The organism is Sphingomonas sp. BRN-1R (assembly GCF_057748035.1).
Genome location: NZ_CM173236.1, coordinates 802,161 through 828,738, shown reverse-complemented (window position 1 = coordinate 828,738; position 26,578 = coordinate 802,161). Strand labels below are relative to the sequence as shown.

At 69.2% G+C, this 26,578-nt stretch carries 26 protein-coding genes, 1 other RNA gene and 1 riboswitch; of the genes, 8 read left to right on the top strand and 19 right to left on the bottom strand.

Annotated elements, in window-relative coordinates:
• Position 1: 1 nt before the first annotated feature.
• From AC3ANX_RS03795 to AC3ANX_RS03770, 6 genes are all read right to left on the bottom strand, one after another.
• Positions 2–2,266: a TonB-dependent receptor gene (locus AC3ANX_RS03795; RefSeq protein WP_488335703.1), complete on the bottom strand. Its 2,265-nt coding sequence runs from the start codon at positions 2,264–2,266 to the stop codon at positions 2–4.
• Positions 2,267–2,327: 61 nt separating this feature from the next.
• A riboswitch (TPP riboswitch) is annotated at positions 2,328–2,437 on the bottom strand.
• Between the two features lie 79 nt (positions 2,438–2,516).
• On the bottom strand, positions 2,517–3,704 hold the full coding sequence (locus tag AC3ANX_RS03790) for a DUF2252 family protein (protein WP_488335702.1): 1,188 nt from the start codon (positions 3,702–3,704) through the stop codon (positions 2,517–2,519).
• Positions 3,701–3,919, bottom strand: a complete 219-nt coding sequence (locus tag AC3ANX_RS03785) for a hypothetical protein (RefSeq protein WP_488335701.1) — start codon at positions 3,917–3,919, stop codon at positions 3,701–3,703. The genes AC3ANX_RS03790 and AC3ANX_RS03785 overlap by 4 nt, the downstream gene beginning before the upstream one ends.
• A gap of 64 nt (positions 3,920–3,983) precedes the next feature.
• The gene (locus AC3ANX_RS03780; protein ID WP_488335700.1) at positions 3,984–4,997 is read right to left on the bottom strand and encodes an inorganic phosphate transporter; all 1,014 of its coding nucleotides are present in this window, start codon (positions 4,995–4,997) and stop codon (positions 3,984–3,986) included.
• A 12-nt stretch (positions 4,998–5,009) separates the two neighbouring features.
• Positions 5,010–6,077, bottom strand: a complete 1,068-nt coding sequence (locus AC3ANX_RS03775; protein ID WP_488336875.1) for a DUF47 family protein — start codon at positions 6,075–6,077, stop codon at positions 5,010–5,012.
• A gap of 169 nt (positions 6,078–6,246) precedes the next feature.
• Positions 6,247–7,200 (bottom strand): cation diffusion facilitator family transporter, encoded by a 954-nt coding sequence (locus tag AC3ANX_RS03770; RefSeq protein WP_488335699.1) that lies wholly within the window; start codon positions 7,198–7,200, stop codon positions 6,247–6,249.
• 170 nt (positions 7,201–7,370) lie between these two features.
• Here AC3ANX_RS03770 and hrpB point away from each other — a divergent pair, with 170 nt between their 5' ends.
• Together hrpB and AC3ANX_RS03760 are read left to right on the top strand one after the other, a co-directional pair.
• Entirely contained in the window at positions 7,371–9,839 is a 2,469-nt protein-coding gene (hrpB, locus tag AC3ANX_RS03765) for an ATP-dependent helicase HrpB (protein ID WP_488335698.1), read from the top strand.
• A gap of 32 nt (positions 9,840–9,871) precedes the next feature.
• Positions 9,872–10,153, top strand: coding sequence for an ETC complex I subunit (locus AC3ANX_RS03760; protein ID WP_488335697.1), 282 nt, complete (start codon positions 9,872–9,874; stop codon positions 10,151–10,153).
• A 204-nt stretch (positions 10,154–10,357) separates the two neighbouring features.
• Here the strand turns inward: AC3ANX_RS03760 and AC3ANX_RS03755 are convergent, their stop codons facing one another.
• Genes AC3ANX_RS03755 through AC3ANX_RS03740 form a run of 4 tightly spaced genes read right to left on the bottom strand, consistent with a single transcriptional unit; the run spans position 10,358 to position 12,982 of the window.
• Positions 10,358–10,879, bottom strand: a complete 522-nt coding sequence (locus AC3ANX_RS03755) for an NUDIX hydrolase (RefSeq protein ID WP_488335696.1) — start codon at positions 10,877–10,879, stop codon at positions 10,358–10,360.
• Positions 10,876–11,541, bottom strand: coding sequence for a TPM domain-containing protein (locus tag AC3ANX_RS03750; protein WP_488335695.1), 666 nt, complete (start codon positions 11,539–11,541; stop codon positions 10,876–10,878). The genes AC3ANX_RS03755 and AC3ANX_RS03750 overlap by 4 nt, the downstream gene beginning before the upstream one ends.
• Positions 11,541–12,383, bottom strand: a complete 843-nt coding sequence (locus tag AC3ANX_RS03745; RefSeq protein WP_488335694.1) for a TPM domain-containing protein — start codon at positions 12,381–12,383, stop codon at positions 11,541–11,543. The genes AC3ANX_RS03750 and AC3ANX_RS03745 overlap by 1 nt, the downstream gene beginning before the upstream one ends.
• A gap of 14 nt (positions 12,384–12,397) precedes the next feature.
• Entirely contained in the window at positions 12,398–12,982 is a 585-nt protein-coding gene (locus AC3ANX_RS03740; protein ID WP_488335693.1) for a LemA family protein, read from the bottom strand.
• 84 nt (positions 12,983–13,066) lie between these two features.
• Between AC3ANX_RS03740 and mscL the strand changes: the two genes are divergently transcribed.
• On the top strand, positions 13,067–13,507 hold the full coding sequence (gene mscL, locus AC3ANX_RS03735; protein ID WP_488335692.1) for a large conductance mechanosensitive channel protein MscL: 441 nt from the start codon (positions 13,067–13,069) through the stop codon (positions 13,505–13,507).
• Positions 13,508–13,517: 10 nt separating this feature from the next.
• On the opposite strand, the gene AC3ANX_RS03730 is transcribed toward mscL, so the two are convergent.
• Positions 13,518–13,949, bottom strand: a complete 432-nt coding sequence (locus AC3ANX_RS03730; RefSeq protein ID WP_488335691.1) for an RrF2 family transcriptional regulator — start codon at positions 13,947–13,949, stop codon at positions 13,518–13,520.
• A gap of 42 nt (positions 13,950–13,991) precedes the next feature.
• Here AC3ANX_RS03730 and ssrA point away from each other — a divergent pair.
• Positions 13,992–14,341: a transfer-messenger RNA gene (gene ssrA, locus AC3ANX_RS03725) on the top strand.
• A 139-nt stretch (positions 14,342–14,480) separates the two neighbouring features.
• Here the strand turns inward: ssrA and AC3ANX_RS03720 are convergent.
• From AC3ANX_RS03720 to AC3ANX_RS03700, 5 genes are read right to left on the bottom strand one after another with little or no spacing between them, the layout of a single operon-like run.
• A complete protein-coding gene (locus AC3ANX_RS03720) occupies positions 14,481–14,966 on the bottom strand; it encodes a hemerythrin domain-containing protein (RefSeq protein ID WP_488335690.1) in 486 nt (161 codons plus the stop codon).
• Positions 14,967–15,024: 58 nt separating this feature from the next.
• The gene (locus tag AC3ANX_RS03715; RefSeq protein WP_488335689.1) at positions 15,025–18,423 is read right to left on the bottom strand and encodes a chromosome segregation SMC family protein; all 3,399 of its coding nucleotides are present in this window, start codon (positions 18,421–18,423) and stop codon (positions 15,025–15,027) included.
• A gap of 22 nt (positions 18,424–18,445) precedes the next feature.
• Positions 18,446–19,198 (bottom strand): thioredoxin domain-containing protein, encoded by a 753-nt coding sequence (locus AC3ANX_RS03710; protein WP_488335688.1) that lies wholly within the window; start codon positions 19,196–19,198, stop codon positions 18,446–18,448.
• Positions 19,199–19,226: 28 nt separating this feature from the next.
• Positions 19,227–19,901: a thioredoxin domain-containing protein gene (locus AC3ANX_RS03705; protein ID WP_488335687.1), complete on the bottom strand. Its 675-nt coding sequence runs from the start codon at positions 19,899–19,901 to the stop codon at positions 19,227–19,229.
• Positions 19,898–20,443 carry a DUF721 domain-containing protein gene (locus AC3ANX_RS03700; RefSeq protein ID WP_488335686.1) on the bottom strand — a complete coding sequence of 182 codons (546 nt, stop codon included), beginning with the start codon at positions 20,441–20,443 and terminating at the stop codon, positions 19,898–19,900. The genes AC3ANX_RS03705 and AC3ANX_RS03700 overlap by 4 nt, the downstream gene beginning before the upstream one ends.
• A gap of 50 nt (positions 20,444–20,493) precedes the next feature.
• On the opposite strand from AC3ANX_RS03700, the gene AC3ANX_RS03695 reads away from it, so the two are divergent.
• From AC3ANX_RS03695 to nudC, 3 genes are read left to right on the top strand one after another with little or no spacing between them, the layout of a single operon-like run.
• Positions 20,494–21,498 carry an A/G-specific adenine glycosylase gene (locus AC3ANX_RS03695; RefSeq protein WP_488336874.1) on the top strand — a complete coding sequence of 335 codons (1,005 nt, stop codon included), beginning with the start codon at positions 20,494–20,496 and terminating at the stop codon, positions 21,496–21,498.
• Positions 21,495–22,823 carry a serine hydrolase domain-containing protein gene (locus AC3ANX_RS03690; protein WP_488335685.1) on the top strand — a complete coding sequence of 443 codons (1,329 nt, stop codon included), beginning with the start codon at positions 21,495–21,497 and terminating at the stop codon, positions 22,821–22,823. Before AC3ANX_RS03695 ends, AC3ANX_RS03690 begins: the two co-directional genes overlap by 4 nt.
• Positions 22,820–23,689: an NAD(+) diphosphatase gene (nudC, locus tag AC3ANX_RS03685; RefSeq protein WP_488335684.1), complete on the top strand. Its 870-nt coding sequence runs from the start codon at positions 22,820–22,822 to the stop codon at positions 23,687–23,689. Before AC3ANX_RS03690 ends, nudC begins: the two co-directional genes overlap by 4 nt.
• Positions 23,690–23,708: 19 nt before the next feature.
• On the opposite strand, the gene AC3ANX_RS03680 is transcribed toward nudC, so the two are convergent.
• Both AC3ANX_RS03680 and AC3ANX_RS03675 read right to left on the bottom strand, forming a co-directional pair.
• Entirely contained in the window at positions 23,709–24,077 is a 369-nt protein-coding gene (locus tag AC3ANX_RS03680; protein WP_488335683.1) for a hypothetical protein, read from the bottom strand.
• An 85-nt stretch (positions 24,078–24,162) separates the two neighbouring features.
• Positions 24,163–24,789, bottom strand: coding sequence for a hypothetical protein (locus AC3ANX_RS03675; RefSeq protein ID WP_488335682.1), 627 nt, complete (start codon positions 24,787–24,789; stop codon positions 24,163–24,165).
• Between the two features lie 74 nt (positions 24,790–24,863).
• Here AC3ANX_RS03675 and AC3ANX_RS03670 point away from each other — a divergent pair, with 74 nt between their 5' ends.
• On the top strand, positions 24,864–25,673 hold the full coding sequence (locus AC3ANX_RS03670) for an alpha/beta hydrolase (RefSeq protein WP_488335681.1): 810 nt from the start codon (positions 24,864–24,866) through the stop codon (positions 25,671–25,673).
• A 4-nt stretch (positions 25,674–25,677) separates the two neighbouring features.
• Here the strand turns inward: AC3ANX_RS03670 and AC3ANX_RS03665 are convergent, their stop codons facing one another.
• Positions 25,678–26,568: a prephenate dehydratase gene (locus tag AC3ANX_RS03665; protein ID WP_488335680.1), complete on the bottom strand. Its 891-nt coding sequence runs from the start codon at positions 26,566–26,568 to the stop codon at positions 25,678–25,680.
• Between the last annotated feature and the right edge of the window lie 10 nt (positions 26,569–26,578).

The window sequence follows — 26,578 nt, the reverse complement described above, 5'->3', positions numbered from 1 at the left end:
GTCAGAACGCGCGCGACAGCGTCGCGATTACACCGCGCCCGCTGCCGATGAAATAGGCCGGCGCGCTGCCGGGGATGACGGTGCCGCCCCGCCCGATCGTGTCCTGCGCGTTGGTGCTGATCGCCTCGACGCCGGACAGCACATGCGGATCGGTGACGTTGATCGCGTTCAGCCGCAGATCGGTACGCTTGCCGTCGAGCCACTCGGCCAGATGCACGCCCACCGACAGATCGAGCGTGGCATAGCCCTTGATGCTCTCGTCGTTGGTGAACGTCGCATATTGGCGGTCGACATATTTGAGCGCGAAGCTGCCGAACAGCCGCCCGTCGTCATAGGTGCCGCCGAGGCCAAGCTGATAGGTCGGGCTCGACACCGCCTGCTTGCCCCTGGTCGGCAGCAAATCGTCGCCGATTGGGATATCGTCGTCGAGCCGCGCGTGGAGATACTCGCCCGAGACGTAGACGCTCACGCCCTTGGCCGGGCGATAGTCGATCTCGGCATCCACGCCGTAGCTGGTCTGGCGACCGGCGTTGAGCGTCGAGTTGATCTGCGCGCCGCCCAGATCGACCACGGTCGCAAGCTGTCGGTTGCGGAAGTGGTAGTGGAAGCCCGTCACCGACGCCGATAGCCGCGCGCCGATGTAGCGATAGCCGACTTCTTCCGAGACCGAATATTCGTTCTTGAGCGCGGTCGTCCCCTGCCCCGACACCGCGCCGCTGTCGTACACGTTGTAGAGCGTATATTCATCGGGCGCGCGGAAGTTGGTGGTGATGTTGGCGAACACCTGCTGCCGGTCGTCGAGCTGATAGCGCACCGCAGCGCGCGGCAGCGCGGCGAAACTGTCGAACCGCACGCGCGATTGCGGTCCGGGCAAGTAATTGCGCCCATTGTGCAGGACGTCGACGCCCTTGAAGCCGACATCCACGGTCAGGCCGGGCGCGAGCGCGATCGTGTCGGCGACGAAGAAAGCCTTGGTCACGGTGACGGTGCGTTCGTTCTCGTAGGCGAGCAGGCGGCCGTCGGCGGTGCGGATCGCATGGTCCTGATAGCCCCACGGATCGACCGGGCGGCCATCCGCGCCGATCGACGTGTAGGTCTGGAGCACGCGGTCGGTGCCGTAATCCGCCCACAGCCCGGCGACGAGCGTATGCGCGCCCGCCTGAAGCGTCAGCTTGGCGACCCCGCCACCGCGGAACTGATCGCCGGTGAAATTGCCGAGCACCGTCGCCACCCCGTCGACCGTGCCGGGCAGCGGCACCGGATCGGCCAGCGCCTCGGTGCCGAGGTAATTGCCGGTCGTGCTCAGTTGCGTGCCGTAGGGCGAATTGCCATAGCCGAATTGCAGATAGCCGGTGGTGTCGAGCGTCAGCCGGTCGCTTAGTTTCAAATGAAGCGGCGCGGACACGTAGATGTTGCGGAACGGCGCGCGGTACAGCCGCCAGTAATTGGTGTCGCCGTCGGTGTAGCGCCTGTCGTAGTTGAAGCCGCGCCCCTCCGCCTGCCAGTCGGCGAGCGTCGGACTCGGATAAGTCGAGGAATTGGCGTCGTTGAACGACACCGACAGGCTGGCGCGGTTGCCGTCGCCCCACTCGTCGAGCAGCTTGGCATCGACATGCTGGCGCAGATCGTAACCCGCACCGCGCCAGTTGTCCGCGCGCATGTTCGAGTACGACAGGAACGCCTTCAATCCGGTCGCGCCGATCGTGCCGGTGTCGAACCGCACGAACGCCCGGCGTGCATTGTATTCGCCGATCGACAGATCGACCAGACCGCCGCGCTCCGCCTTCGGATTGTCGAGCGCGAGCGACAGCAACCCGCCCGCCCCACCAATCGTGGGCGAATCGAGATCGACCGCCCCTTGTGCGAGCGTGATCTGCCGGACGTTCTCGGCATCGGCGAACTGCGAGGGGTAGGCGTAATAATAGCCGATGTCGTTCTGCGGCGCGCCCTCCATCAGCACGCCGATCTCGTCCTGCCCCAGCCCGCGCAGCGTCAGGCTCGATGTGGTCGACAGACCATAGGGATCGCTCGACGAGACGTTGGCGCCGGGCAGCAGATTGACGAGCTGGAAGGCGTTGAGCGTCGGCGCCTGCTTGGTGATGAAGTCGCTCGAAATCGCGCTTTTCGCCTGCGGGGCGGTCTGGTCGGGCAACAGCCCTTCGGGATCGGGAATGCCGACCACGCGGATGTCGGCGGGTTCGGCCGGATCGGACGCGGCCACCGCAGGCGCGGCGAGCAGCAGCGCGGGAGCGAACCCGCAGACCATGGAAACTCGAATTGAAACACCGGCCATCGTTTACGCGTCCACTCCACAGGAGGGACGCCGGACCGATGCCGCCAACCCTCCCTACGCCGGTATCACCCGGATCAGGTTCAGCGGGTCGTGGGCTGCTGCCCACCTCTCAGCCGCGCATGAGCGGCCCCCCGGGGATCGCTCCGCTTTGGACGTCGGAGAGGCGGTCGTAAAGCACTATCGTTTCGCCCCGGCTATCGCCGCCAGACCGGGACGCCGCCGCTCACCCCAGTGCGTAGGTGCGGCAGTGTTCGAGGTAGCCGACCTCGTGCGCGCCGGCCATTTCGGTGATCCCACGCCACAGCCATGTCGGCGCGTCGAGCGCGGCGGAGCGCTGCCCGGCGAGCGTCTCCACCCATGCCTCGCGCTGCACGTCGCTCAACTGGCGCGCGTGCGCGATACCGACCACGAACGCGAGATAGCCGGCCGCCGCAATCGCCTGACGGGTGGAGAATTGCCGAACCTCGATCTTGAGATCCTGCGGCGCCAGTTCGCGCAGCACCACGGGCTTGCCGAGCAGATGCGCGGCGATCATCCGTTCGCCGAGATTGGGGGACAGCGCACGGGCGCCCGCCAGCACGCGCGCGCCGGCATCGTCGGGCATGTCCGCGCCGGGGTGCGCAGGGGCAACCGAACGGACCGCTTCCTTGATGTCGACCAAGGCGAAACGCTCGTCGCTGTCGCGCCCCTTGCGCAGGCCGATCAGCACCGCATAGCGCAGCCGGCCGAGCGAGCTACAGCCCTTGCGCCAATAGGCCGCGTCGATCACGCGCACCTTGCCGCCCGCATCGATCTCGGCAAGCTCGCAGACGCGGGCGCGCACCGCAGGGTCTGCGAACAGCAGGTCGATCTCGTGCTTCTCGGCGTCGGTCAGGCGCCAGAAGCGCTTGTTGCGCGGGATCGCGGGCTCGACATCCTCGATCCGTTCCTTGGCGAGATGCCGCCAGCGCCGACCTGCCGCGCGCCGCCGTACCGATCGCACCACGTCGGGTTCGGGCACGTCGTCGTCGCTTCGCGGCGTGAGCGCGCGGAGGTAGCCGTCGAGCATCGCTTCGACCATGCGCGCGGTGATGACGCCGGGCAGGTCCGAGCTGCGCGCGGCGGTTTCGAGCGACAAGCCGAGCCGAATGAGATCATGCGCAGGATTGCCGATCACGGTCTGGTCGAGATCACGGATCTGAATCGCCACTCGCCGGTCGGCGTCGGCGAGCGGACCGAGATTACCGAGGTGGCAATCGCCGCAGATCCACACCGGCGGCCCTTGCGGGATGATCGCCGCGACCGGCGAGGCTTCGAGCCATTCGTAGAATTGCGCGGTGTTGCCACGCACATAGGCATGGACAGAGCGCGCCATCTTCAGCGCGCGCGTCCGTTCGAGGACGTGGGCGCGCTCCGCCGGGGAAACCTTCAACCGTGCGCCCGAGCCGCTGCGCGTTGCTGCCGTGCCCGCTTGGCGTAATGGTGATGCGCGGCGATGCAGCCGATCGCCGCACCGGCGACCGCATGGCCCTTGCCGACGAAATGCCCGGCGACACCGCCGGCGGCCGCGCCGCGGATGCAGCCTTTCGCCTCGGCCTGGGTCGCGGTTACGGTGACGAGGCTGGCCGCGATCAGCGCGGTGGTCATGATCTGTTTCATGTCACAAAGAAGCAACATTGCCGCGCTTGGTTCCGTGACAAACCTGTCATCTTCAGAACAGCAACGTCAGGCTGTAGAACAGCGCACCGACCGCAGCCGACGCCGGAATGGTGATGATCCACGCGATCACCACGTTGCCCGCGACCCCCCAGCGCACCGCCGAGGCGCGCCGCGCGGTGCCCGCGCCGATCACCGCGCCGGTGATGGTGTGCGTGGTCGATACCGGAATGCCGAGCCACGAGGCCGAGAACAGGATGATCGACCCGCTCAGCGAGGCGCTGAAGCCCTGATGCTGCGACAGCTTGGTGATGCGCGAGCCCATCGTCTCGATGATCTTCCACCCGCCCGTCATCGTCCCCATCGCGATCGCGACATAGCAGCAGATCGCCACCCAATGCGGCACCGCAAACGTCCCGTGCAGATAGCCGGTCGAATAAAGCAGCACGGTGATGATCCCCATCGTCTTCTGCGCATCGTTTAGGCCGTGGCTCAGCGAATAGGCGCCCGAGGAGAGCAGATGGAGGTTGCGGAACGCCTTCTCCGCGCCGCGCGCGCTGGCGCGGCGGAACAGCCAGCTCGTCAGCAGCATGATGAGCATCGCCAGGATCATGCCGAGCGTCGGCGACAGCACGATCGCGATCAAAGTCTTGTTGAGGCCCACCCATTTGACCGCGCCGAATCCGGCATGCGTCACGCCAGCGCCGATCATCCCGCCGACCAGCGCGTGGCTCGAGGAGGACGGAATGCCCTTCAGCCAGGTGACGACGTTCCACACCATCGCACCGGCAAGCGCCCCGAACACGACGCCGGGGGTGATGAGATCCTTGTCGATCAGCCCCTGCCCGATCGTGTCGGCGACCTTGTGCAGGCTGGGGAAGGTGATCGTCAGGAAATAGGCGGCGAAGTTGCAGAACGCCGCGAAGCCGACCGCATGGACCGGCTTGAGCAGCCGCGTCGCCACCACCGTCGCGATCGAATTGGCGGCATCGTGCAGCCCGTTGAGGAAATCGAACGCCAGCGCGACGGCGATCAGGCCGATCAGCAGGGGCAGGGAAAGGTCGTACATGGTGCCAGCCGATCAGGAATGATCGATGACGATGCCGTCGATCTCGTTCGCGACCGCTTCGAACGCATCGACGATCCGTTCGAGATGCTTGTAGATCTCGCGCGCGACGACGAAGCCCATCGCGTCGCCGCCGGCGGGTTCCTTGGCGGCCTGTTCCTTGAACGCGCGCTTGACGCCGGCGGTGTGGATGTCGTCGGCTTGGCTCTCCATGCGCACCAGCCGCTCGGTCAGTTCGTGCAGGCGTGGACCATTGGCGGCGACGTCGCGCAGCAGCGGCATCGCCTCCGCGGTCAGCCGCGCGGCATCGACGATGATCGCGCCCATGTCCTTCATCTCGGGCTCGAAGTGGGTCACCTCGTACAGGTCGATCGCCTGCGCGCTGGCCTGCATCTCGTCGATCGCATCGTCGAGCGACCCGATCAGGCTGGTGATCGCGCCGCGATCGAAGGGGGTGAGGAACGTCTCGCGCACGGTGCGCAGCACCTCGCGGTTGATGTCGTCGGCATCCTGCTCGCGTTCGATGATCTCGCGGATATGGTCGTGCTTGCCGTCTTGAAGCAGCCGCGCGAGCGCGTCGGCGGCGGCGACGACGGTGACGACATGCGCTTCGAACAGGTCGAAGAAATTGCCGCTCTTGGGCAGCAGTCGTTGAAACCAGGCGAACATCGGACCTACCTTCGATTTTTGCGCGACGGTTTGCAGCAGGCCGGTGCGGCGCGTCGCTGCCTTGAATTCATGCGGCCCGAACGAGCGGATCAGGTCGCGCAGATCGGGCTCGTCGACCGCGTCGGCGGCATCGGCGAGGCTGAACCAGCGGCGCTCGCGCTCGGACTGCTCCTTCCACGCGGGCAACTCAGTGTTGACGGCGAGCGGGAACACATCGACGTCGATCATCAGCGACGCACCGTTGCCGCGACGCTTGCGGTAGCGGTACGAGCCGAGCGGCGTCGGGCACACCAGCCCCAGCACGCCCGCTTCCTCCTCGGCCTCGACGGCGGCGGCGGTATGCGCGCTCATGCCGGAGGGGTGATTGCCCTTGGGGATCACCCAGCGCCGCGTCGCGCGCGACGTGACGAGCATGACACGCACCCGCGCATCGATGGCGGGACCATCCGTGCAATAGGGCAAGGCGGCGATCTGGCGAATGACGATGCTCCGGCCGGTGGTGGCAAAGGGGTGTGACCGGATCAGCCTCTAGCGCCTTCCCCCCCGCCTGTCCAAAGCGCCGTCGTTCAGGGGCGCTGCGGGTTCAGCAGTCGGTCCCGCACTCGGTCGTCTCGACCTGCACGGTCGCATGGCCGATGCCGAAGCGCTTGCGCAACATCGCCTGCGTCTCGGTGAGGAAGGCGTCGCCGGGGTGGCCCGCCGGCATCAACAGATGCGCGGTCAGCACGGTCTCGGTCGTGCTCATCGGCCAGATGTGGAGATCGTGGATGCGCGTGACGCCGGGCAGGCCGGCGAGCGCCGCGCCGACCGCATCATAGTCGATCGCGCGCGGCACCGCCGCCAGCGACATCTCGACCGATTCGCGCAGCAGGCCCCAGGTCTGCCACACGATCAGCGCGGCGATGGCGATGCTGACGGCGGGGTCGAGCCACGTCACGCCGGTCAGCAGGATTACCGCGCCGACGATCACCACGCCCGCCGACACCGCCGCATCGCCCGCCATGTGCAGGAACGCACCGCGAATGTTGATGTCGTCCTTGCGCCCGCGCGCGAACAGCAGCGCGGTCGACAGGTTGACGACGATGCCGACCGCCGCCACCCCCGCCACCATCCCGCCCGCCACCGGCGCGGGCGTGGCGAGCCGCTGCGCCGCCTCGAGGATGATCGCGCCCAGCGCCACCAGCAGGAACAAGGAATTGAACAGCGCGGCGAGGATCGTCGAGCCCTTGAAGCCATAGGTGAAGCGCTTGGACGGCGCGCGCCGCGCCAGCGTCGCCCCGCCCCACGCAATGGCGAGGCCGAGCACGTCGGAGAGGTTGTGGCCGGCATCGGCGAGCAGCGCGACCGAGTGCGCGACGAAGCCGAACCCCGCCTCCACGCCCACGAACACGATGTTGAGCGAAATGCCGATCAGGAAGGCACGGTCGAACGCGGCAGGCGCGTGGACATGACCATGACCGTGCGAATGCCCGTGGCCATGCGAATGGCCGTGGTCGTGCCCGGCATGATCGTGCGCGTGATGATGATGGCCGGCCAAGGGGAACTCCGCGTGTCGCTTTCGCGTGCCGTAGCACCGCAGGCGCAGGTGATACTAGGACGCGGACTTCACCCACCAACGCGAAGTCACGTTCCGAAGCGGTTCGTGCGTGGTCGCGACTGCCGCCGGCCGACATTGCCCAAGCACACCCGCACTCCTAGAGCAAATCGGTGACCGAACCCGCGCTTCCCGTCCTCGCCGTCCTGCCCGATCTGCTCGCCGCGCTCGGCGCTGGACCGAGGGCGGTGCTGGTCGCGCCGCCGGGTGCGGGCAAGACCACCGCCGTCGCGCCTGCGCTGCTCGGTGAGCCTTGGTGTAGCGGCGAAGTGCTGCTGCTCTCGCCACGCCGCCTCGCCGCGCGCGCCGCCGCCGAGCGGATGGCGGCGCTGGCGGGCGAGCCGGTCGGCCAGACCTTCGGCTACGCCACGCGGATGGACAGCAAACGCTCCGCCGCGACACGCGTGACGGTGCTGACCGAGGGCATTTTCGTCAACCGCATCCAGACCGATCCCGAGCTGGCCGGCGTCTCGGCGGTGGTGTTCGACGAGGTGCACGAACGCAGCCTCGACAGCGACTTCGGCCTCGCGCTCGCGCTCGACGCGCAAGGTGGGCTCCGGCCCGATCTGCGGCTGGTGGCGATGTCGGCGACGCTCGACGGTGCGCGCTTCTCGGCGTTGATGGGCGGCGCGCCCACGATCGAGAGCGCCGGGCGCATGTTCCCGCTGACGCTCCGCCATCTCGGCCGCGCTGCGGAGGCGCGAACCGAGGATGCGGTCGCCGCAGCGATCCGCACCGCTCTGCGCGAGGAGGACGGCGGCATCCTCGCCTTCCTGCCCGGCGTCGCCGAGATCGAGCGCACCGCCGAGCGGCTCGCCGGCCTGGGCGAGACACACGTGCTGCACCGGCTGCACGGCAATCTCGAACCCGGCGCACAACGCGCGGCAATCGCGCCCGATCGCGACGGCCGGCGCAAGATCGTGCTCGCCACCTCGATCGCGGAGACCAGCCTTACGCTCGACGACATTTCTGTGGTGGTCGATTCTGGGCTCGCGCGCCGCCCGCGTTACGATCGCGCGGCGGGGATGACGCGGCTCGTCACCGAACGCGCGAGTCAGGCGGCGGTGACGCAGCGCGCCGGCCGCGCCGCGCGCCAGCGGCCCGGCACCGCCTATCGGCTGTGGGAGGAGGCCGCCACCGCCGGACTGCCGCGCTTCGACCCGCCCGAAATCCTCGAGGCCGATCTGTCGGCGCTGACGCTCGATTGCGCGCTGTGGGGGGTGAGCGATCCACGCGCGCTAGCATGGCTCGATCCGCCCCCCGAGGCGGCGGTGAACGAGGCGCGCGCGCGGCTGACCACGCTGGGGGCGGTCGACGCCGACGGCCGTCCTACCGCTCACGGTGCGGCGATCGCGCGGCTGCCGCTGCCGCCCCGGCTCGGGCATATGCTGGTGCGCGCTGGCGAGATCGGGCTCGGCGCGGTGGCCGCCGAAGTCGCGGTGCTGCTGGGTGAGCGTGGGCTGGGCGGCAACGACGTCGATCTCGACATGCGGCTGCGGCGCTGGCGCGGCGAGCGCGGCCCGCGCGCGGAGGGCGGGCGACGGCTGGCGAAGCGCTGGGCGAGCCTCGTCGCGCGGGCTGGCGAGGGCAGCGGCGACGGCATCGCCACGGCCATTGCGCTCGCCTTCCCCGATCGCATCGCCCGCCGCCGCGACGCGAGCGGCGAAACCTGGGCGTCGGTCGGCGGGCGCGGGTTCAGGCTCGATCCCACCTCCTCGCTCGCCCGCGCGGAATGGCTCGCCGTCGCGGAGACGCAGGGGATGGCGGCGGGCGCGCGCATCCTGTCGGCCGCGCCGATCGACGCGGCGACGGTCGAGGCGCTGTTCGGCGACCGCATCGTCACCCACCGCGGCGTCGCGTTCGATCCCGCCACCGGCGGCGTGCGCGCCACGCGCGAGCGGCGGCTCGGCGCGATCCGGCTGTCGAGCGGGCCGGACGCCGATGCCGACCGCGACGCCATCGCCGACGCGCTGCTGGCGGGCGTGCAGGCGGGCGGTTTCGCGCTGCTGCCGTGGAGCGAGGCCGCACGAGACCTGCTCGCCCGCATCGCCTTCCTGCGCGATCAGGGCCGGCCGGTCGAGGCGATCGACGAGGCCGCGTTGCTGGAGCGCGCCGACGAATGGCTCACCCCGCTGCTGACCGGCAAGCGCCGGCTCGATGCGATTGACTCCGGCGCGCTGGCCGAGGCTTTGCGCGGCGTGATCGGCTGGGACACGCTACGGCTGCTCGACGCGGAGGCGCCGACCCACTTCCAATCCCCCGCTGGCAGCAGCCACCCGATCGACTATGCGGCCGAGGGCGGCCCGCGCGTCGATCTGCGTCCGCAGGCGCTGTTCGGGCTGGCGGCGCATCCGATGATCGCGGGCGGGCGCGTGCCGCTGGTGCTGAGCCTCACCTCCCCCGCCGGCCGCCCGATCCAGACCACGCGCGACTTGCCGGGTTTCTGGGCGGGAAGCTGGGCCGATGTCGCGCGCGAGATGCGCGGCCGCTACCCCCGCCACCCCTGGCCCGACGATCCCGCCGGCGCGCTTCCCACGACGCGCACGAAAAACGCGGATGCAAGAGCGCGCGGTGCGCGTTAAAGAGGCTCGACTTAGAGGGAATCCGACCGACGATGGCCACCGCCCGTATCTACCAGCACCCGAAGAACGCGATGCAGTCGGGCCGCGCCCGCACCCACGGCTGGGTGCTCGACTTCGCACCTGCCGAGGCCAAGCGCCCCGATCCGCTGACCGGCTGGGCCGGCTCGGGCGACACGCGCGACCAGCTCCGCATCAGCTTCCCGACGCAGGAAGCCGCGATCGCTTATGCCGAGCGCGAGGGCCTCGCCTACACGGTGATCGCCGCACCCGAGCGCAAGCTGAAGTTGCAGGCCTATGCGGACAACTTCCGCTAGGCCTTTCGCCGGCTCTGCGTGAGATTGCGAGACCGACACGAGCCAACAGCGCGCTACGTCATCGTAGCTCCGTTCGTGCTGAGTAGGGATTGGGTAGCCCGCAGGGCGTATCGAGAGCCCGTAGCGAAGCACAGGCGGTCACTCGTGGCCTGTCCTTCGATACGGCCTGCGGCCTACTCGGGACGAACGGAGTGAAGGCGCCTTCTAGGCAGCCAGAACCGAAGCGCCCAGCAGCAACAACAGCTTCACGTCGACCGCCAGCCCCTCGGCACGCTTGGCCGCGATGAACGTCGGGATATTCGCCAGCGCCACACGGTGAACGGTGATGTTCTCGCCCGGCACGCCGCCGCCTTCGCTCACCTTGGTCAGCCCGGTCGCGCGGACAAGCGTGAAGCTCTCCGACACCATGCCGGGTGACGAACAGAACTCGCCGATCACCGTGATCTCGGCGGGGCGATAGCCGGTCTCCTCCTCAAGCTCGCGCGCGGCGGAGGTCTCCACCCCCTCCCCCTCGGTCTCGTCGCCGACCAGGCCAGCCGGCATCTCGATGCACCGGCGCCCGAGCGGCACGCGATATTGCTCGACCAGCAGCACCTCGCCGTCCTCCACCGCGAGGATCACCGCCGCGTGGATGTCGCGGGCGCGGCCGACATATTCCCACGTGCCCTGCTTGCGCACGGTGATGAACTTGCCCTGCCAGACGGTTTCGATCGCATCGCCGCTCATAGCTCGATCACCCGGTCGGGAAGCTCGTTCACGTCATTCTCCGTCTTTGGGAAGCTTTCGGACAGGATCGCGCCGATCGCGGCGACGGCGGCGACCATGCCGTCGCCAGCGCGGCCCTGGCGCACCTCGGTCACCAGCGCCGCCATCGCATCGCCCCAGCGTTCGGGCGGGACCGCCGCGTGGATCGCGGAATCTGCGACGATCTCGGCCATGCGCTCGCCGGTGGACAGGTAGAGCAGGATGCCGACCTTGGCCTGCGTGCGGTTCTCCGCGCCGACGTGGAAGCACAGCAAGGCGCGCCGCCGTACCCGCCGCCGCCGGGTCGCGCGCGGGGTGAGCGCGAACCGCACCGGCGCCCAGCCGACGAGGTAGCGCACCGCGAGGAACGTCAGCGTCTGCACGATCAGCAGCACCAGCAGCGCGCGTCCGAAGTCGGGCTCGCCCCACGGATCGACGGCAAGGTCGAGCGTGCGCCATCCGAGCGACGCCAGCGCGGTGACGATCAGCATCGCCAGCACCGCATAATGCAACGGCACGTCGTTGTAGCGATCGGACTCGCGCGCGACGATCGTGACGATCTCGCCATCGGTGCCGCGTTCGGCCGCCGCGACCGCCGCGGTGATGCGGTCGCGATCGGCGGGCGTGAGCGAGAACCGCGCCATCACCAATCCCCCGAGGCGCCACCGCCCCCGAAATCGCCGCCACCGCCCGAGAAGCCGCCGCCATCGCTGCTACCGCCGCCCCAGCCGGACGAGCCGCCGCCCCACGATCCGCCCCGGTCGCGGTTCGACAGGCCGTCGAGCACCGACCACAATGCGACGTTGGCGACCGTGCTGCCGATCCCGCTACCTCCGGTGTAGCGCTGGCCGCCCGCGCCACGCCGCAAGAACGACAAGCCGACGAAGGCGACCACCAGCACGACCAGGATGATCGGCACCGCCGCGACGCCCACATCGTCTCCCGACTGGCGGCTCTGCTGTTGCGCCGCGAGGATGCTGGCGGAACGCTGTTCCGCCGCTTCAAGCGGCAACTTCATCTGCTCGGCGATGGCATCGGCACCGGCGACGATCCCGCCGCCCATGTCGCCCGCCTTGAATTTCGGCACGATCGTCTGGTTGATGATGACGCTCGACAGCGCGTCGGTCATGATCGGTTCGAGCCCGCGACCGACCTCGATGCGGACCTTATGCTCCTTGGGCGCGACGATCAGGATGATGCCGTTGTTCGCGTCCTTCTGCCCGATCTTCCAGGCCCGCCCGAGCTTGTAGCCGAACTCCTCGATCGGATAGCCTTGCAGGTCGGGGATCGTCGCCACCACGAACTGCCGCGTCGAAGCCCGCTCGATCTCCGCCGAGCGTGCGGTCAGTTGCGCGATCTGATCGGCGTTCAGCACATGCGCGTCATCGACCACGCGGCCGGTGAGCGGTGGGAAGGTCTGCGCCGCCGCCGGGCTGCCGATCAGCAGCCCCGTGAGCAGCAGCAACAGGAACCGCAGCAGCGGCATCGTGCCGGTCCGGCTCAGCTACCGTTTCCGAAATCGACCTTCGGCGCGGTTTCGGCGTTGGGGGTGGTCGCCTGGAACGGCACCATCGGCTTGGCGCCGTAGAAGATCTTCGCGCCGATCGCATCGGGGAAGGTGCGGATCGTCACGTTATAGCTGCGGACCGCCTCGTTGTAATCGTTGCGCGCGATCGAGATGCGGTTCTCCGTGCCCTCGAGCTGGCTCATCAGCGTCGTGTAATTGCCCTGCGACTTCAGATCGGGATAGGCCTCCTGCAAGCGTTGTAGCGACAGGCCGAGTGCGCCCTGCGCCTGCGCGAATTGCTGGACCTTCGCGGGATCCTTCAGATCGTCGCCGGTGATCCTGACGCTGTTCGCCGCCGCGCGCGCCTGCGTCACCTCGACCAGGATCGCCTTTTCCTGCGCGCCTGCCGCCTTCACCGTGGCGACGAGGTTGGGGATGAGATCGGAGCGGCGCTGATACTGGTTCTGCACCTCGCCCCATTTCGCCTTGGCATTCTCCTCGGCGGTCGGCACGCTGTTGAGCCCGCAAGCGGACAGCATGGCGGCGGCAGCCAGCGCGAACACGGCACGAAACTTCATGGATCAACGTCCTCCAACCCTTGGCGGCGCTGTCTTACCCGGATACCATGGCTGGGCGGAAGCGAAAACGGACGGAGGCCGACGGTGTTCAAGGAGTTCAAGGCATTCATCGCGCGCGGCAACGTGCTCGATCTCGCCGTGGCGGTCATCATCGGCGCGGCGTTCGGCAAGATCGTGTCCTCGCTGACCGACGACATCATCATGCCCGTGATCGGCAAGATCACCGGGGGCCTGGATTTCTCCAGCCATTTCCTGATCCTCGGCGACGTGCCCGCCAATCTTGCCGGATCGAGCGATTATGCCGCGCTGAAGAAGGCGGGCGTCGCGGTGTTCGGCTACGGCGCGTTCATCACCGCCGCGGTCAACTTCCTGATCCTGGCCTTCATCATCTTCCTGCTGGTGCGCAGCGTTCACAAGCTGATGGACAAGCCGGTCGTGCCCGCCAAGGAGGCACCGCCCGAGCCGGCCGACATCGCGCTGCTGCGCGAGATCCGCGACGAACTGAAGAAGCGCCCGGTCACCTGACCGGCCGGGTTCACGCGGCGGCGAGATGCTCCGCGCGCGTATCGGCGAGGCTGGTGCCGTCGAGAATGCGCGCGGTCTCGTCGCGCACGCGCAGCATCGCATGGCGGATCGCGCAGGCCGCTTCGTCCTTACAGTCGGTGCACGAGCGATAGGCGGTGCGGCTGACGCAGGGCACGAGCGCGAGCGGCCCCTCGATAACGCGGATGATTTCGCCCAGCGAAATGAGGTGCGTCGGACGTGCGAGCAGATAGCCGCCCATCTTGCCGCGATGGCTGTGCAGGAAGCCCGCCTCGCGCAGATCGGCGAGTATCAGTTCGAGAAACTTGCGCGGCACGTTCGCCTCCGCCGCAATCCGGTTCATCGGAATGGGCGGGCTGCCAGTGGGGGCTTCGGCGAGGTAGATCATCGCGCGGAGCGCGTATCGGGAACGCTGCGTCAACATAGTATGCCCGCTATGGACCCGTAATGTGGCGAGTGAAAGGCACCCCTTTGCAATAAGTTTTGGCCGCCCTATATGGATCGTGCAGGCCGGTTCGTCCGGTGGCTATGGCGATAAAGTGCGGCGTGAAATAGATGCAGCGGACCCGGGGGCAGTACCCGGCGGCTCCACCACAGCCTACCCTTTCAGGGTGGGCTATGACGGGGCCGAACCAGGATCGACGTGTATTGAAAGGCGCTGTTTTTGCCCGGGCTGAGTAACCCGTTCAAGGCTCAAAACCACAAGTGCTAACGATAACGAAGCACTCGCGATTGCCGCGTAACTGACGGCTTAACGGCCTAAGTTACGACGCATAAACGCGGTTCGGGCCGCACCGGGCAACAGAAGCGGACACCGGCGGTACGGGGGGCACCGAGCAACAGAAGCTCCCCACTTTCCTCACATTTTCAATTCTTCTCCGTTCGTGCCGAGCGAAGTCGAGGCCCCTGCGCAGGCGCCTCGACTTCGCTCGGCACGAACGGTTTGGAGTGGTGCCTATTCGCGTTCGTCGGCACCCGGCGGATTGGCCTTGGCCTCGGCGGTTTCCAGCGGCTTGCGCTCCTCGTAGATCTCGGCGAGCTTCGCCTCGGCCTCGTCGGAAAGCTCGTCGGCGGCGGCGGGGAACATATCCTCCTCCTCCTCGGTGATGTGATGCTCGTAACGGCGGCGCATGTGGAAGAACTTTTCGCTCCACGCATCCGAGCCGAAGTCGAGCCCCGCCATCTCGCCGAGCAGATCGTCGACCTCCTTGTGCTCCGCCACCGAATGCCGGGCGTCGTCGCGCAATTCGGGGTCGCCGAGCATCGTCGCGTAGAGCGACTCCTCCTCCGCCGCCGCATGGCCCTGCAACTCGACGCGGAACGCCTCGAACAGCGCCTGCCGCTCCGCGCCGTCGCCGGTCTGTTCGGCCAGTCGCTTGAGCATATCGCGCTGCTTGTCGTGATCGCGCTTCAGGTCGCGGTAGATTTGCGCTTCGGCCATGACGGTCCTTTCGTGGCGGGTCGCAGCAACAACCCGCCAACGCCCGCGAAGGGTCCGCTTAAGCCGCGAGCAATCCGGCCGCACCGCCGAGATCGACCGAGACGAGCCGGCTCACCCCCTGCTCGATCATCGTCACGCCGAACAGGCGGTGCATGCGGCTCATTGTCACCGCATTGTGCGTGACGATCAGGTATCGGGTCTGCGTCTCGCAGGCCATCGCGTCGAGCAGGTCGCAGAAGCGTTCGATGTTGGCATCGTCGAGCGGCGCGTCGACCTCGTCGAGCACGCAGATCGGCGCAGGGTTGGTGAGGAACAGCCCGAAGATCAGCGCGACCGCGGTCAGCGCCTGTTCACCGCCCGACAGCAGGGTGAGCGATTGCAGCTTCTTGCCCGGCGGCTGCGCCATGATCTCAAGCCCCGCCTCGAGCGGATCGTCCGAATCGACCAGTTCGAGGTGCGCCTGCCCGCCGTTGAACAGCGTGGTGAACAGCCGGCGGAAATGCGTGTCGACCGCCTCGAACGCGGCGAGCAGCCGCTGGCGCCCCTCGCGGTTGAGCGTGCCGATCGAGCCGCGCAGCCGGTTGACGGCGAGGCCGAGTTCCTCGCGTTCGGCGGCATTGCCCGCGCTCGACGCCTCAAGCTCGGCCAGTTCAGTTTCGGCGACGAGGTTGACCGGGCCGATCCGTTCGCGATCGACCATCAGCTTTTCGTGCGCTGCGGATTCCTCGGCGGGCGTGCGCACGCCGGCGCCGTCGAAACCGACCCGTTCGGGCAACAGCACCGAGGGGCATTGGAAGCGTTCGCCCGACAGGCGGTTCATCTCGATGCGGCGCAGTTCGTGGTTCTCCGCGCGCGCCGCCGCGCCGGCGCGGGCCTCGCGCGCCTGCGCGAGCGCCTCGGCGGCGGCGTGGGCGCGCGCTTCGGTGTCGCGCAAGGCGGCATCGGCGGCGCGTTCGGCGGTGGCGGCGTGGTCGGCGGCGGCGCGCGCTTGCGTGTGGGCCGCCTCCATCGCGGCGATCTCGGCGGCGAGCGCGGCGGGACGGTCGGCGAGCGTCTTGGCTTCGGCGGCGAGGTCGACCGCGCGCTTGTCCATCTCGGCGATGCGCTTGGCCGCTTCGCCCGCACGCGCGCGCCAGCCTTTCGCCTCGGCCTGCCCGGCGGCGAGCCGCTCGCGCGCGTCGCCGATCGCGCGGTCGAGACCGGCGCGTTCGGCGCGAACGGTGGCGATCGCGGTACGCTTGGCATCGGCATCGGCGGAGAAAGCGGCGACGCGCGCGCGGGTCGCGCTGCCGTCGGGGAGCGCGGCGCGTGCCGTTGTGGCGCGATTCACCTCGGCCGCCGCCTCGGCATGTTCGCCGCGCACGCGCTCGGTGCGCACGGCGAGATCGGCACGCTGCGCCTCCAGCCGTTCGAGCGCGGTGGCGGCGCGATCCTCGGCGCGCCCCGCCTCGCGAGCGCTGGCGTCGGACGAATCGAGCAGCCGGCGCGCATCGGCGGCGGCGCGGCGCGCGTCGGCGATGGCGGCGTCGATGCGGCGCAGTTCGGCATCCGCGCCCTCGACCGCGCGGACCAGTTCGGGTCGTAGCCCCTCGATCGCGCGCAACCGGTTGAGCCGTTCGAGTCGCTCCGCCGCCGCCGCGCCGCCGCTCTTCGCGACATAGCCGTCCCACCGGCGCAGTATGCCGCCAAGCGTCACCAGCCGCTGGCCGACCGCAAGCGGCGTGCCCTCGTCGGCGTCGGCCACGAACACTTGCGCGAGCCGTCGGGCCAGCGCTTCGGGCGCGGCGACGTGGGCACCGAGCGGCGTCGTACCCGGCGGCGGGAGCGGATCGTCCGGCTGTATGCCTGCGCCCGCCCAGTGCCGCTCGGCCGCCGGATCGAGCCCCGCTTCGAGATCGTCGCCAAGCGCCGCCGCGAGCGCGCGTTCGTAACCGGGATCGGGCCGCACACGATCGAGCAGCCGGTCGCGTCCGTCCCGCCGCGTCGCCTTGGTGAGCGCCGCCGCCTCGCTGTCGAGCGCGGCGAGCTCGGCATGCGCGGCGGAACGGGCCGACTGGGCATGGTCGCGCCCGCCGATCGCGGCGCGCTCGGTCGCGTCTGCGCCGGCCAGCGCGGTCCGCGCGCTTTCGGCATGACGCAGCGCCTGCGCGCGTGCCTCGGCGGCGCGGGTACGCTCGGCGCGCAGTGGTGCGGCATCGGCGAGCGCGTTGGCCTCGCCGGTCACGCGGGCAAGATCGCGCGCCGCCCGGTCGAGCCGCGCGCGCGCCGCCGACAGCGCGGCGTCTGCGACGCGGACGTCGGCGATCTCGCTCGCTTGCGCCGCCAGCGCTTGCGCCAGCGCGACCTCCGCGTCGCGCCCCGCCCGCTCGGCCTCCGCCACCGCGCCGTCGAGTTCGGGCAGTCGCGCGGTTGCCGCCGTCAGCCGCGCCTCGTGGCCCTTCGCTTCCTCGGCGAGCCGCGCGATCGCTTCGGCCGCGTCGCTCGCCAGCGCGCCCTCGCGCGTGCGATCAGCGGCGAGGCGGGCGGCGCTGTCGTCGAGGTCCTTGATCCGGCGTAGCACCGCCGCGTGCCTGGCGCGCAAGGCGGTGAGCGTATGCCCCGCCTCGCTCGCCGCATCGCGCGCGGCCAGCGCGGCGGCGCGGGCCAGCGCGACTGCCTTGGTCGCCTGCGCGCTATCGGCCGCCGCCGCGCGCTGCGCCTCGGCGGTTTCGGTGACACGCGCCTCGCACGCCGCCGCCTCGGCCTTGGCGGCATCCGACGCCGCCTGCGCATCGCGCCAGCGTGCGAAGATCATCCGCGCCTCGGCCAAACGGATCTGGTCGGACAGCGCGCGGTATCGCTCGGCCTGCCGCGCCTGCCGTCGGAGCGCGGCGGCCCGCGCGTCCTGATCCGAGATCAACTCATCGAGCCGCGCGAGATTGGCCTCGGTCGCGCGCAGCCGCGCCTCGGCATCGCGGCGGCGAACGTGGAGACCAGCGATGCCGGCAGCCTCCTCCAGCATCGCGCGACGCTCGGCCGGCTTGGCGGCGATCACCGCGCTGATCCGCCCCTGACTGACGAGCGCGGGCGAATGCGCGCCGGTCGCCGCATCGGCGAACAGCAGCGACACATCCTTGGCGCGCACGTCGCGCCCGTCGATCCGATAGGCCGAGCCCGCTCCGCGCTCGATGCGGCGGACGATCTCGGTCTCGGTCCCCTCGATCTCGGTGAGCATCGACACTTCGGCGAAGTCGCGCTGCGGGCGGGTGGAGGTGCCCGCGAAGATCACGTCCTCCATCCCCGCCCCGCGCATCGAGCGCGCCGAGGTCTCGCCCATCGTCCAGCGCAGCGCCTCTAGCAGGTTCGATTTGCCGCAGCCGTTCGGCCCGACCACGCCGGTCAGGCCGGGTTCGATGCGCAGGTCGGCCGGATCGACGAAGCTCTTGAAGCCCGACAATCGCAGCCGCTTGATCTGCACCCCCCGGCCCTCTCAGCGGTGCTTACAGCGCGCCGGCATCCTTCAGCGCGGGCTGGAGCTGCTCCCATGCCGCCGCATTGGGCACGACCTTGCCGTTGACGATGAAGGTCGGCGTGCCGGTGATGTTGTAGGTCTGGTTGGCGGCATCGGTCTGCTTGGCGATCGCCTCCAGCGCCTTGCCGTCGTTGAGGCAGGCCATCGCCTTCGCCTCGGGCACGCCGCGCTGCTTCACGAAATCGAGATAGCCGTAGAATTTGGCGAGATAGGTGATGACCTGCGCGGGCGACATCGCATTGAGCTTGGCCTGATCGGCCGCCGGGATCTGCTCCTTGCGGTAGATCAGCGATTCCTGATTGGCGAACATCTGGTCGAGCATCGGGAAGAACTGCGCCGGCTCGACGCACTGGCCGAGCAGAATCGGGCCGAGGTCGATTTGGTTATGGACCGGGTAATCGTGGAATTCGTAGGAGAGCTTGCCCGCCGCGATCGGCCCGGCCTTCAGTTTGGGCAGGCCCTCGGCATCGAACACGCCGCAGTGCGGGCAGGTGCGCGAGCCATATTCGATCAGCTTCACCGGCGCATCGGGGTTGCCCATGCGGTAGCCGCCGTCATCGGTCCTGGCGACGGTGTCGACCCAGTTCTGCCCGGCGGGCGCGGCCTTGGCGGCGGCGGGCTTGGCGGGCGTGCCGGCGTCGGCGCTGGTCGCGTCGCCGGCAGGCTTGCAGGCGGCAAGGGTGATCGCCGCGACGACCGCGACCGCGAAACGGGTGTTCATTCTGGATCAGCTCCTGAGGGTACGAATATCAGTGGGCGCCGGCGGCGCGCAGCGCCTTTTCGAGATCGGCCCAGCCCTTGTATTCGTAGGGCTTGCCGTTGAGCATGAACGACGGGGTGGATTTCACCGTCTGCCATGACGCGTCGCTGATCTTGGCGAGTGCGGCGACGGCGGCGGGATCGGCGAAACAGGCGTCGAACGCGGCCGCGCTCATCCCGCGCGCGCGCATCAGCTCGTCGAGCCCGGCGCCGGCCGCGACCTTCTTGAGCTGCACGTTGACCGGATAATCGGCGATGCGCCCGTCGTTGAACTCGCCGAACTTCATCGCCTGCGGCAACCATGTGTCCTGCTGCGCGAAGATCGCCTCGGTCGCGGCGGAGAAGCCCGCCGGGCCGGCGCAGCGCGCGAGCAGCGCCGCCGCCAGATCGGCACGGTCGCGCACGGCGTTGCGCACTTCGACGCTGAGCGAGCCCGATTTCACCATCTGACCCTTCAGCGTGGCGGATGACTCACGGCTGAACGCGGCGCAGTGCGGGCAGGTGTAGCTGAGATATTCGACCAGCTTCACCTTGGCCTTGGGATTGCCGATCACGTAACTGCCGGTCGGCGTCTTGTTCGCCACGGTGGTCCAGTCCGGCGCGGCCAAAGCGGGCAGCGCCATCAACCCGAAACACACCAGCAACACCGCCAACCAACGCTTCATTCTTCACCCTTCCCAACCACCGGCGCGCCGCGCGTCGAGGCGACGCCCGCCGCCAGCGCTTCGAGCACCGCCTTCAATTCCGGGTCCGCGATCGTGCGGAGACTCGTTCCGAGTTCGACCGGCACCGGCCGGATCGACGGCGGCGCGGCGCGTGGGGGCCGCGGTGCGGGCACGTCGCCCTGCCGGATTACCACGCGCGCGACCGCGTCATAGCCGAAGAAGCGATTGACCCGCTCGACGATCTCGGGCGCGATATGCTGCATCATCGTCGCATGCGCGCCGCGCACGACGAGGTTGAGCGTGCCGCCGGTGCGCTCCCCCATCGGAAAGCGGATCGATTCGGGTACGGACACGCCCGCATAACGGCTGCCGACGATCTCGCCCCAGCGCGTGACGACCGCGCTCTGGATGAAGCCGAACCGGCGGAACGCGGTGCGCGTGGCATCGGGCAGCAACTCGGAAACCGCACGCGCCGCGCCACCGCGTCGCGGCGGAGGCGCAGCATCGGTTGGAGGACGGCGTTTGCTCACGGCGGTGTCCATGCCATAGGCGGGGCGTGCCCGCCAAGCTCCCATCCGACATCGCGCGTGCCTTGCTCGCTTGGTACGACGTCCACGCCCGCACGCTGCCGTGGCGGAGCCCGCCCGGAAGCCCGCGCGCCAACCCGTACCGGGTGTGGCTGTCCGAGATCATGCTCCAGCAGACCACGGTCGCGGCGGTGCGGCCCAAGTTCGAGTCGTTCGTGGCGCGCTGGCCGAGTGTGGCGGCGCTGGCGGCGGCGGACGAGGCCGAACTGATGGCGGCGTGGGCGGGGCTTGGCTATTACGCCCGCGCCCGCAACCTGATCACCTGCGCGCGCGAAGTCGCGGCGGCGGGCGCGTTCCCCACCACCGAGGCGGGGCTGCGCGCGCTGCCCGGCGTCGGGGCCTATACCGCCGCCGCCATCGCCGCGATCGCGTTCGGGGAGCGCGCGGCGGTGGTCGACGCCAACGTCGCGCGGGTGGTGTCGCGGCTGTTCGTGATTTCCGCACCGCTGGCGGGCGCGATGGACGCGATCCGCGCCGCCACCGACACGATCACCCCCGCCGACCGCCCGGGGGATTTCGCGCAGGCGATGATGGATCTCGGCTCGAGCATCTGCACCCCGCGCAAGCCCGCCTGTCTCGCCTGTCCGCTGCATACCGACTGCGCGGCCTATCGCGCCGGCACGCCCGAGGCCTATCCGGTCAAGCCCGCCAAGGCGGCCAAGCCGCAACGCTACGGCACGATCTTCTGGCTGGAGGATGCGGGCAAGGTGCTGCTGGTGCGCCGCCCGCCAAAGGGGCTGCTCGGTGGCATGCGCGCGTTGCCGACCGGGCCTTGGGAGAGCGTGCCGCCGATGCTGGAGGGCGCGCCCGCACACTCCAACTGGCAGATGCTGCCGGGCACGGTCGCCCACGTCTTCACGCACTTTCGCCTCGAACTCGCGCTTGCGGTCGGGCAGGCGCACGGGCATGCGACAGCGGGCGAATGGTGGCCGGTCGCGGACCTCGACTCGGCCGGCCTGCCGACCGTCTTTGCCAAGGCGGCCACCGAAATCAGGAGATTGAGCGCATGATCCGACAGATCGCACTCTCAGCCGCGTTCGCCGCGCTGTTCGCGAGCGGTGCGCTCGCCTTTCAGGCACTGCCCGTCTCCTCCGCGCCTGCTCCCGCCCCGTCCCGATCGCGCGTACTGCCCGCCACGCAGGCGCTGTTCGACGGCTATATCCGCGACGGCAAGATGCCCGGCATCGTCGGAGCGTTCGGTGCGGGCGATTTGCCGACGCAGTTCGTTTCCGCCGGTCGCATCGCCGACGAGAGCACCGCCCCCGCCGCCGGGCCGGACAGCCTGTGGCGGGTCTATTCGATGACCAAGCCGATCACCGCGCTCGCCGCGATGATGCTGATCGAGCAGGGCAAGATCGGGCTCGATCAGCCGGTGTCGGATTTCATCCCCGCCTTCAAGACGATGCGCGTGCAGATCAGCCCCGATTCGCTCGCCAGCAAGCCGGCGGCCTCACCCGTGACGATCCGTGAGCTGCTCACCCACACCGCTGGCCTGGGCTATACGATCATCACGCACGGGCCGCTGCTCGATGCCTATGAGAAGGCCGGGATCATCCCCTTCACCGCCGACGCGCGCAGCGAGGCGCGGGTGCGGCTGGTGCGGCCCAAGACGCTCGAGGATTTCGCCAACAAGGTGGCGACGCTGCCGCTGATCGCCGAGCCGGGCACGAAGTGGAGTTATTCGATCGGCCTCGACGTGATGGGCCGCGTGATCGAGGTGGCGAGCGGCATGCCGTTCGACCGTTTCCTCGAGACACGCATCTTCGATCCGCTCGGCATGCGCTCGACCTATTTCACCGTGCCCGCAAGTGCTGCGAACCGGCTCGCCACCGGCTATGTCTGGGTCGGGCAAGGCCGCGTGCCGCTCGATCCGGGGACGAGTTCGGTGTATCTCCAGCCGCCGAGCTTCCCCTATGGCGGGGCGGGGCTGGTGACGTCGGCGCGTGATTACGACCGGTTCACGCACCTGTTGCAGGATGGCGGCACGCTCGACGGCGTGCGGCTGCTCAAGCCGGAGTCGGCGGCGCTGATGATGTCCAACCTGTTGCCGCCGGGCGTGCGGTATGGCGGCGTGTCAGGCACGACCGGCGGCACGTCCGGCGGCCCGGCGACGGTGGGCTTCGGCGCGGGCGGCTCGGTCAACCTCGTCGATGTGCCGGGTCATGCCGCCAAGGGCACCTATGCCTGGGGCGGTGCGGCGGGAACCTTCTTCTGGGTCGACCCGGCGCGGCATTTCCGTGGCACGGTGATGGTCAATTACCTGCCCAGCGACAAATGGCCGATCCGCGACGACGTCGCCAAGGCGTTGCTCACCGACATGGCGCGCTACCGGTGATCGCGCCCGGCTTCACCGGCGGGTCGCTCGACCGCTCCGATGCGCTGCGTCATGACGATGCAGGCTTGCGCGCCGCCGTGGCCGATCCGCGCGCCCGGCTGCTGCGGCTCGACGGCTATGAGCCCGATCTCGACGCGGGCGGCCGGCTGGTGTGGACCGACATGGCCGCCGCGCCTGCCGACGCGGAGCTGGTGCTGCTCGGCCTCGAAGCCCATGGCGTGCCGCATTTCGCCGCCTTCACCGCGCGCGGGGCGGCGCCCTCGGTGCGATCGGCAAGGCTGATGGGGCTGCTCGACCAGTTCGCTCCCGGCGAGGCGGCCACCTATGCGGCGGCGCGCAGCGTGCTCGATTGGCACGCCCGCCACCGCTTCTGCGCGAATTGCGGCACGCCGACCGCGTTGTTCCGCGCCGGCTGGGGCCGCCGCTGCCCCAACTGCCACACCGAGCATTTCCCGCGTGTCGACCCCGTCGTCATCATGATCGCCGAGCATGACGGGCGCGCGCTGCTCGGCCGGCAACCCGCCTTCCCGCCCGGCCGCTACTCGGCGCTGGCCGGCTTCCTCGAACCCGGCGAGAGTATCGAGGAAGCGGTCGCGCGCGAAATTTTCGAGGAAGCCGGCGTGCGCGTGCGTGATGTGCGCTACATCGCCAGCCAGCCGTGGCCGTTCCCCTCCTCGCTGATGATCGCCTGCGTCGGGCAGGCCGAGGACGATCGCCTCACGCTCGACACCTATGAGCTGGAGGATGCGATCTGGGCAACGCGGGCGGAGGTGCGCGCGGCGCTGGCGGGCGAGCCCGGCCGTTTCCTGACGCCACCGCCTTATGCGATCGCCCACACCTTGCTGCGGGTCTGGGCGGAGGGTTGAGCCCCCGCCCACGCCGAGGTCATCCGCAGGGCTGCTGCCGGGCCCACTCGGCCAGACCGGCCGCCGCCACGTCGCCGGGCGGAACGAGCAGGCAGATGACATGCCCGCTGTCGACCAGACCGAGCACCAGCCGCGCGCCCTTCACCGCACCCGCCGGCACGCTCGCACCCGGCAGGCGGACTTCCACCGAATGCTTGTCGTCGAGCCGCTCGCCCTCGATCGTGTGCGCGTTGGGGAACGAGCCCTCCACCGAGGGCGACTGGCCGATCCCCAGCAAGCCGCCCTTGTACGGCTTCACGCTGTGGACCTCGATCGGCACGAACGTGGCAGGCTTGCGGCCGGCGGCGCCTTCCCACAGCAGCGGTTCGGAACTTGAAAACAACGACATGGACGTAGCTCCCCCGATCGACAGACCGACCGCCGACAGCCCCACAACGACCGCCAGAGCGATGCCTGTCAACCTTTTCATGATCCTACCAGCTCGAACCGCCGTTGGGGCGGTTGACCTTGCCGGTCTCCTCGTACGGCGTCACCGTCATGATGTAACCGCCAGTGGCCGCCGGCGTGAAGCCAACAAAGCCGGTGATGCTGCGCAGCGACGCCGCCGGCAGCGTCTTGACGAGTTGGCCGTAGAGATTGTCGGGCGTGTCGATGCCGGGAATGCCGCCCTTCAGCACGGTCGCCTCGATGAAGGCGGCGGAGGCGTGGGTCGAGCAATTGCCGCCGACGATGTTGAAACTGCCCGGCTTGATCGTCATCCGACCCCACGATTCGCGGAACAAGCGCGCCTGCGCCGGCGTGACGGTGACGAGCAGCACGGTGGAGACAACGCGGTTGGCGACCGCCTGCGCGAGATCGACGTAATAGGGTCGCTTCTGCTGCAAGGCCGCATAATCATAGACGATGCCCTGCATGCCGAGCCCGATGCCGTTGGAGGCACCGCCATTACCCTCGCCGTAGAAGCCGATCGGCGAACCGTCGGCGAGGATCGCATCGGCATGCTGCTCCATCTTGTCCGGATGGTGTGTTGCCGACATCTTGCCACGAACGATCAGCGCGATCGTATTTCCCCCTGTGAAGGAGACGATTACATCCGGCATCCCTGCTCCATCTCTTCATTGTACCAGCGACCACGTCGACGCTATCGACGCATCATGACAGTTTCGAGGCTTTGATGCTTCTATACATCGTGTTGGCAGCGGCAATAGCCTATCTGGCAATGCTGTTGGCAGTCGTCGCGTTGCAGACGCGGCTGATCTTCCGTCCCGATACATCACCGGCACTACAGCATCTGACGAACGGCGCGCCGGGGCGGCAGCTCGACATGCAAACCGCGGACGGCATCACGTTGCAATGCTGGTTCATGCCCGCGGCGACTGCGAATCGCCCGCTCGTCCTCTATCTGCACGGCAATGCCGGACATCTCGGCCACCGCGCGCAGCGTATCGCGCAGTTCGCCCGGCTCGGCTGGGGCGTCCTGATGGTCGGCTATCGCGGCTATGGCGGCAATCCGGGCATTCCGTCCGAACGCGCGCTGGTCGGCGATGCGGGCGTAGCGCTGGAACGCCTGGTGGCGCTGCGTGGCGACGGTCAGCCGATCCTGCTGTGGGGCGAATCGCTCGGCACCGGCATCGCGGTTCAGCTCGCGGCAAAGGCGGGAGGGACGGTGGACGGCATGGTGCTGGAGGCTCCGTACACCGCGATCACCGATGTCGCGCGACGGGTGCTGCCATGGCCGCTACGCCCCGCGCTGCTGTTGCTACGCCACCGCTTCGATTCGGCCGCCGTCATCGCAGCAGTGCGCTGCCCGCTGTTCGTGCTGGCCGGGCGCGCCGATCGCGTCGTCCCGCCCGATCTCACCGAACGGCTGTTCGCGCGCGCCAATCAGCCCAAGGCGATCCTGTGGCTCGACGCGGGGCACAACGGCCTGGGCGGGACGGACGCGTTCGATGCCGCCGCCGCGTTCCTGCTCGCGTCGCGCTGAGCGGTCAGCCGCGCGCGCGTGCCCGGGGATAGGCGCCCAGCACCCGCAGCGACTTGGAGTGGAAGCCGAGTTCCTCCAGCGCGCGATCGACATTGGCGTCGCCCGGCCGCCCTTCGATATCGCAGTAGAATTCGGTCGCCGCGAAGGTGCCGCCCTGCTGGTAGCTTTCCAGCTTGGTCATGTTGACGCCGTTGGTCGCGAACCCACCCATCGCCTTGTAGAGCGCCGCCGGCACGTTCTTCACCTGGAAGATCAGCGTCGTCATATACGGCCCGTCGCCGACCGGCGGATGCCCGGCGCGCGCCAGCACCACGAAGCGCGTCGTATTGTGGTCGGCGTCCGCGATGTCGGTGGCGAGCGTTTCCAGCCCGTAGATCGCCGCAGCCCCCGGCGGCGCGAGCGCGGCGGTGGCGGGATCGCCGAGTTCTACCACCATCGCCGCCGCGCCGGCGGTATCGGGGTAGCTTACGGGCGCGATGCCGTGCTCGCGCAGCCAGTGTCGGCACTGGCCGAGCGCCTGCGGGTGGCTCATCGCATCGCGTACGCCGCTGACCGGCCCCAGCCCCATCAGCGCGTAGCGGATCGGCAGGAAATGCTCGCCGGTGATGACGAGGCCCGACTCGGGCAGCAGGAAGTGGATGTCGGCGACGCGACCGTGCAACGAATTCTCGATCGGGATCATCGCGCAGTCGGCGCGCCCGTCGCGCACCGCGTCGATCGCGTCGGCAAAATCGAAACACGGCAGCGGCAGGCCGTTCGGAAACGCTTCGAGCGCGGCGATGTGCGAATTCGCGCCGGGTGCGCCCTGAAAGGCGACCGCACGGGACGGATCGGCGGCGGCTTGTTCGATCATGCGCGCGACGATCGGTCGCGCGGGCGCTGCGAAGTTTTCCATGATCGGCGAG

Coding starts and splice junctions, on each gene's coding strand:
- AC3ANX_RS03795 (WP_488335703.1), bottom strand. CDS start 2,266: ATGGTCTGCGGGTTCGCTCCCGCGCTGCTGCTCGCCGCGCCTGCGGTG.
- AC3ANX_RS03785 (WP_488335701.1), bottom strand. CDS start 3,919: ATGACCACCGCGCTGATCGCGGCCAGCCTCGTCACCGTAACCGCGACC.
- AC3ANX_RS03780 (WP_488335700.1), bottom strand. CDS start 4,997: ATGTACGACCTTTCCCTGCCCCTGCTGATCGGCCTGATCGCCGTCGCG.
- AC3ANX_RS03775 (WP_488336875.1), bottom strand. CDS start 6,077: ATGCTCGTCACGTCGCGCGCGACGCGGCGCTGGGTGATCCCCAAGGGC.
- AC3ANX_RS03760 (WP_488335697.1), top strand. CDS start 9,872: ATGGCCACCGCCCGTATCTACCAGCACCCGAAGAACGCGATGCAGTCG.
- AC3ANX_RS03755 (WP_488335696.1), bottom strand. CDS start 10,879: ATGAGCGGCGATGCGATCGAAACCGTCTGGCAGGGCAAGTTCATCACC.
- AC3ANX_RS03750 (WP_488335695.1), bottom strand. CDS start 11,541: ATGGCGCGGTTCTCGCTCACGCCCGCCGATCGCGACCGCATCACCGCG.
- AC3ANX_RS03745 (WP_488335694.1), bottom strand. CDS start 12,383: ATGCCGCTGCTGCGGTTCCTGTTGCTGCTGCTCACGGGGCTGCTGATC.
- AC3ANX_RS03740 (WP_488335693.1), bottom strand. CDS start 12,982: ATGAAGTTTCGTGCCGTGTTCGCGCTGGCTGCCGCCGCCATGCTGTCC.
- AC3ANX_RS03730 (WP_488335691.1), bottom strand. CDS start 13,949: ATGTTGACGCAGCGTTCCCGATACGCGCTCCGCGCGATGATCTACCTC.
- AC3ANX_RS03720 (WP_488335690.1), bottom strand. CDS start 14,966: ATGGCCGAAGCGCAAATCTACCGCGACCTGAAGCGCGATCACGACAAG.
- AC3ANX_RS03710 (WP_488335688.1), bottom strand. CDS start 19,198: ATGAACACCCGTTTCGCGGTCGCGGTCGTCGCGGCGATCACCCTTGCC.
- AC3ANX_RS03705 (WP_488335687.1), bottom strand. CDS start 19,901: ATGAAGCGTTGGTTGGCGGTGTTGCTGGTGTGTTTCGGGTTGATGGCG.
- AC3ANX_RS03700 (WP_488335686.1), bottom strand. CDS start 20,443: ATGGACACCGCCGTGAGCAAACGCCGTCCTCCAACCGATGCTGCGCCT.
- AC3ANX_RS03690 (WP_488335685.1), top strand. CDS start 21,495: ATGATCCGACAGATCGCACTCTCAGCCGCGTTCGCCGCGCTGTTCGCG.
- AC3ANX_RS03680 (WP_488335683.1), bottom strand. CDS start 24,077: ATGTCGTTGTTTTCAAGTTCCGAACCGCTGCTGTGGGAAGGCGCCGCC.
- AC3ANX_RS03675 (WP_488335682.1), bottom strand. CDS start 24,789: ATGCCGGATGTAATCGTCTCCTTCACAGGGGGAAATACGATCGCGCTG.
- AC3ANX_RS03670 (WP_488335681.1), top strand. CDS start 24,864: ATGCTTCTATACATCGTGTTGGCAGCGGCAATAGCCTATCTGGCAATG.
- AC3ANX_RS03665 (WP_488335680.1), bottom strand. CDS start 26,568: ATGGAAAACTTCGCAGCGCCCGCGCGACCGATCGTCGCGCGCATGATC.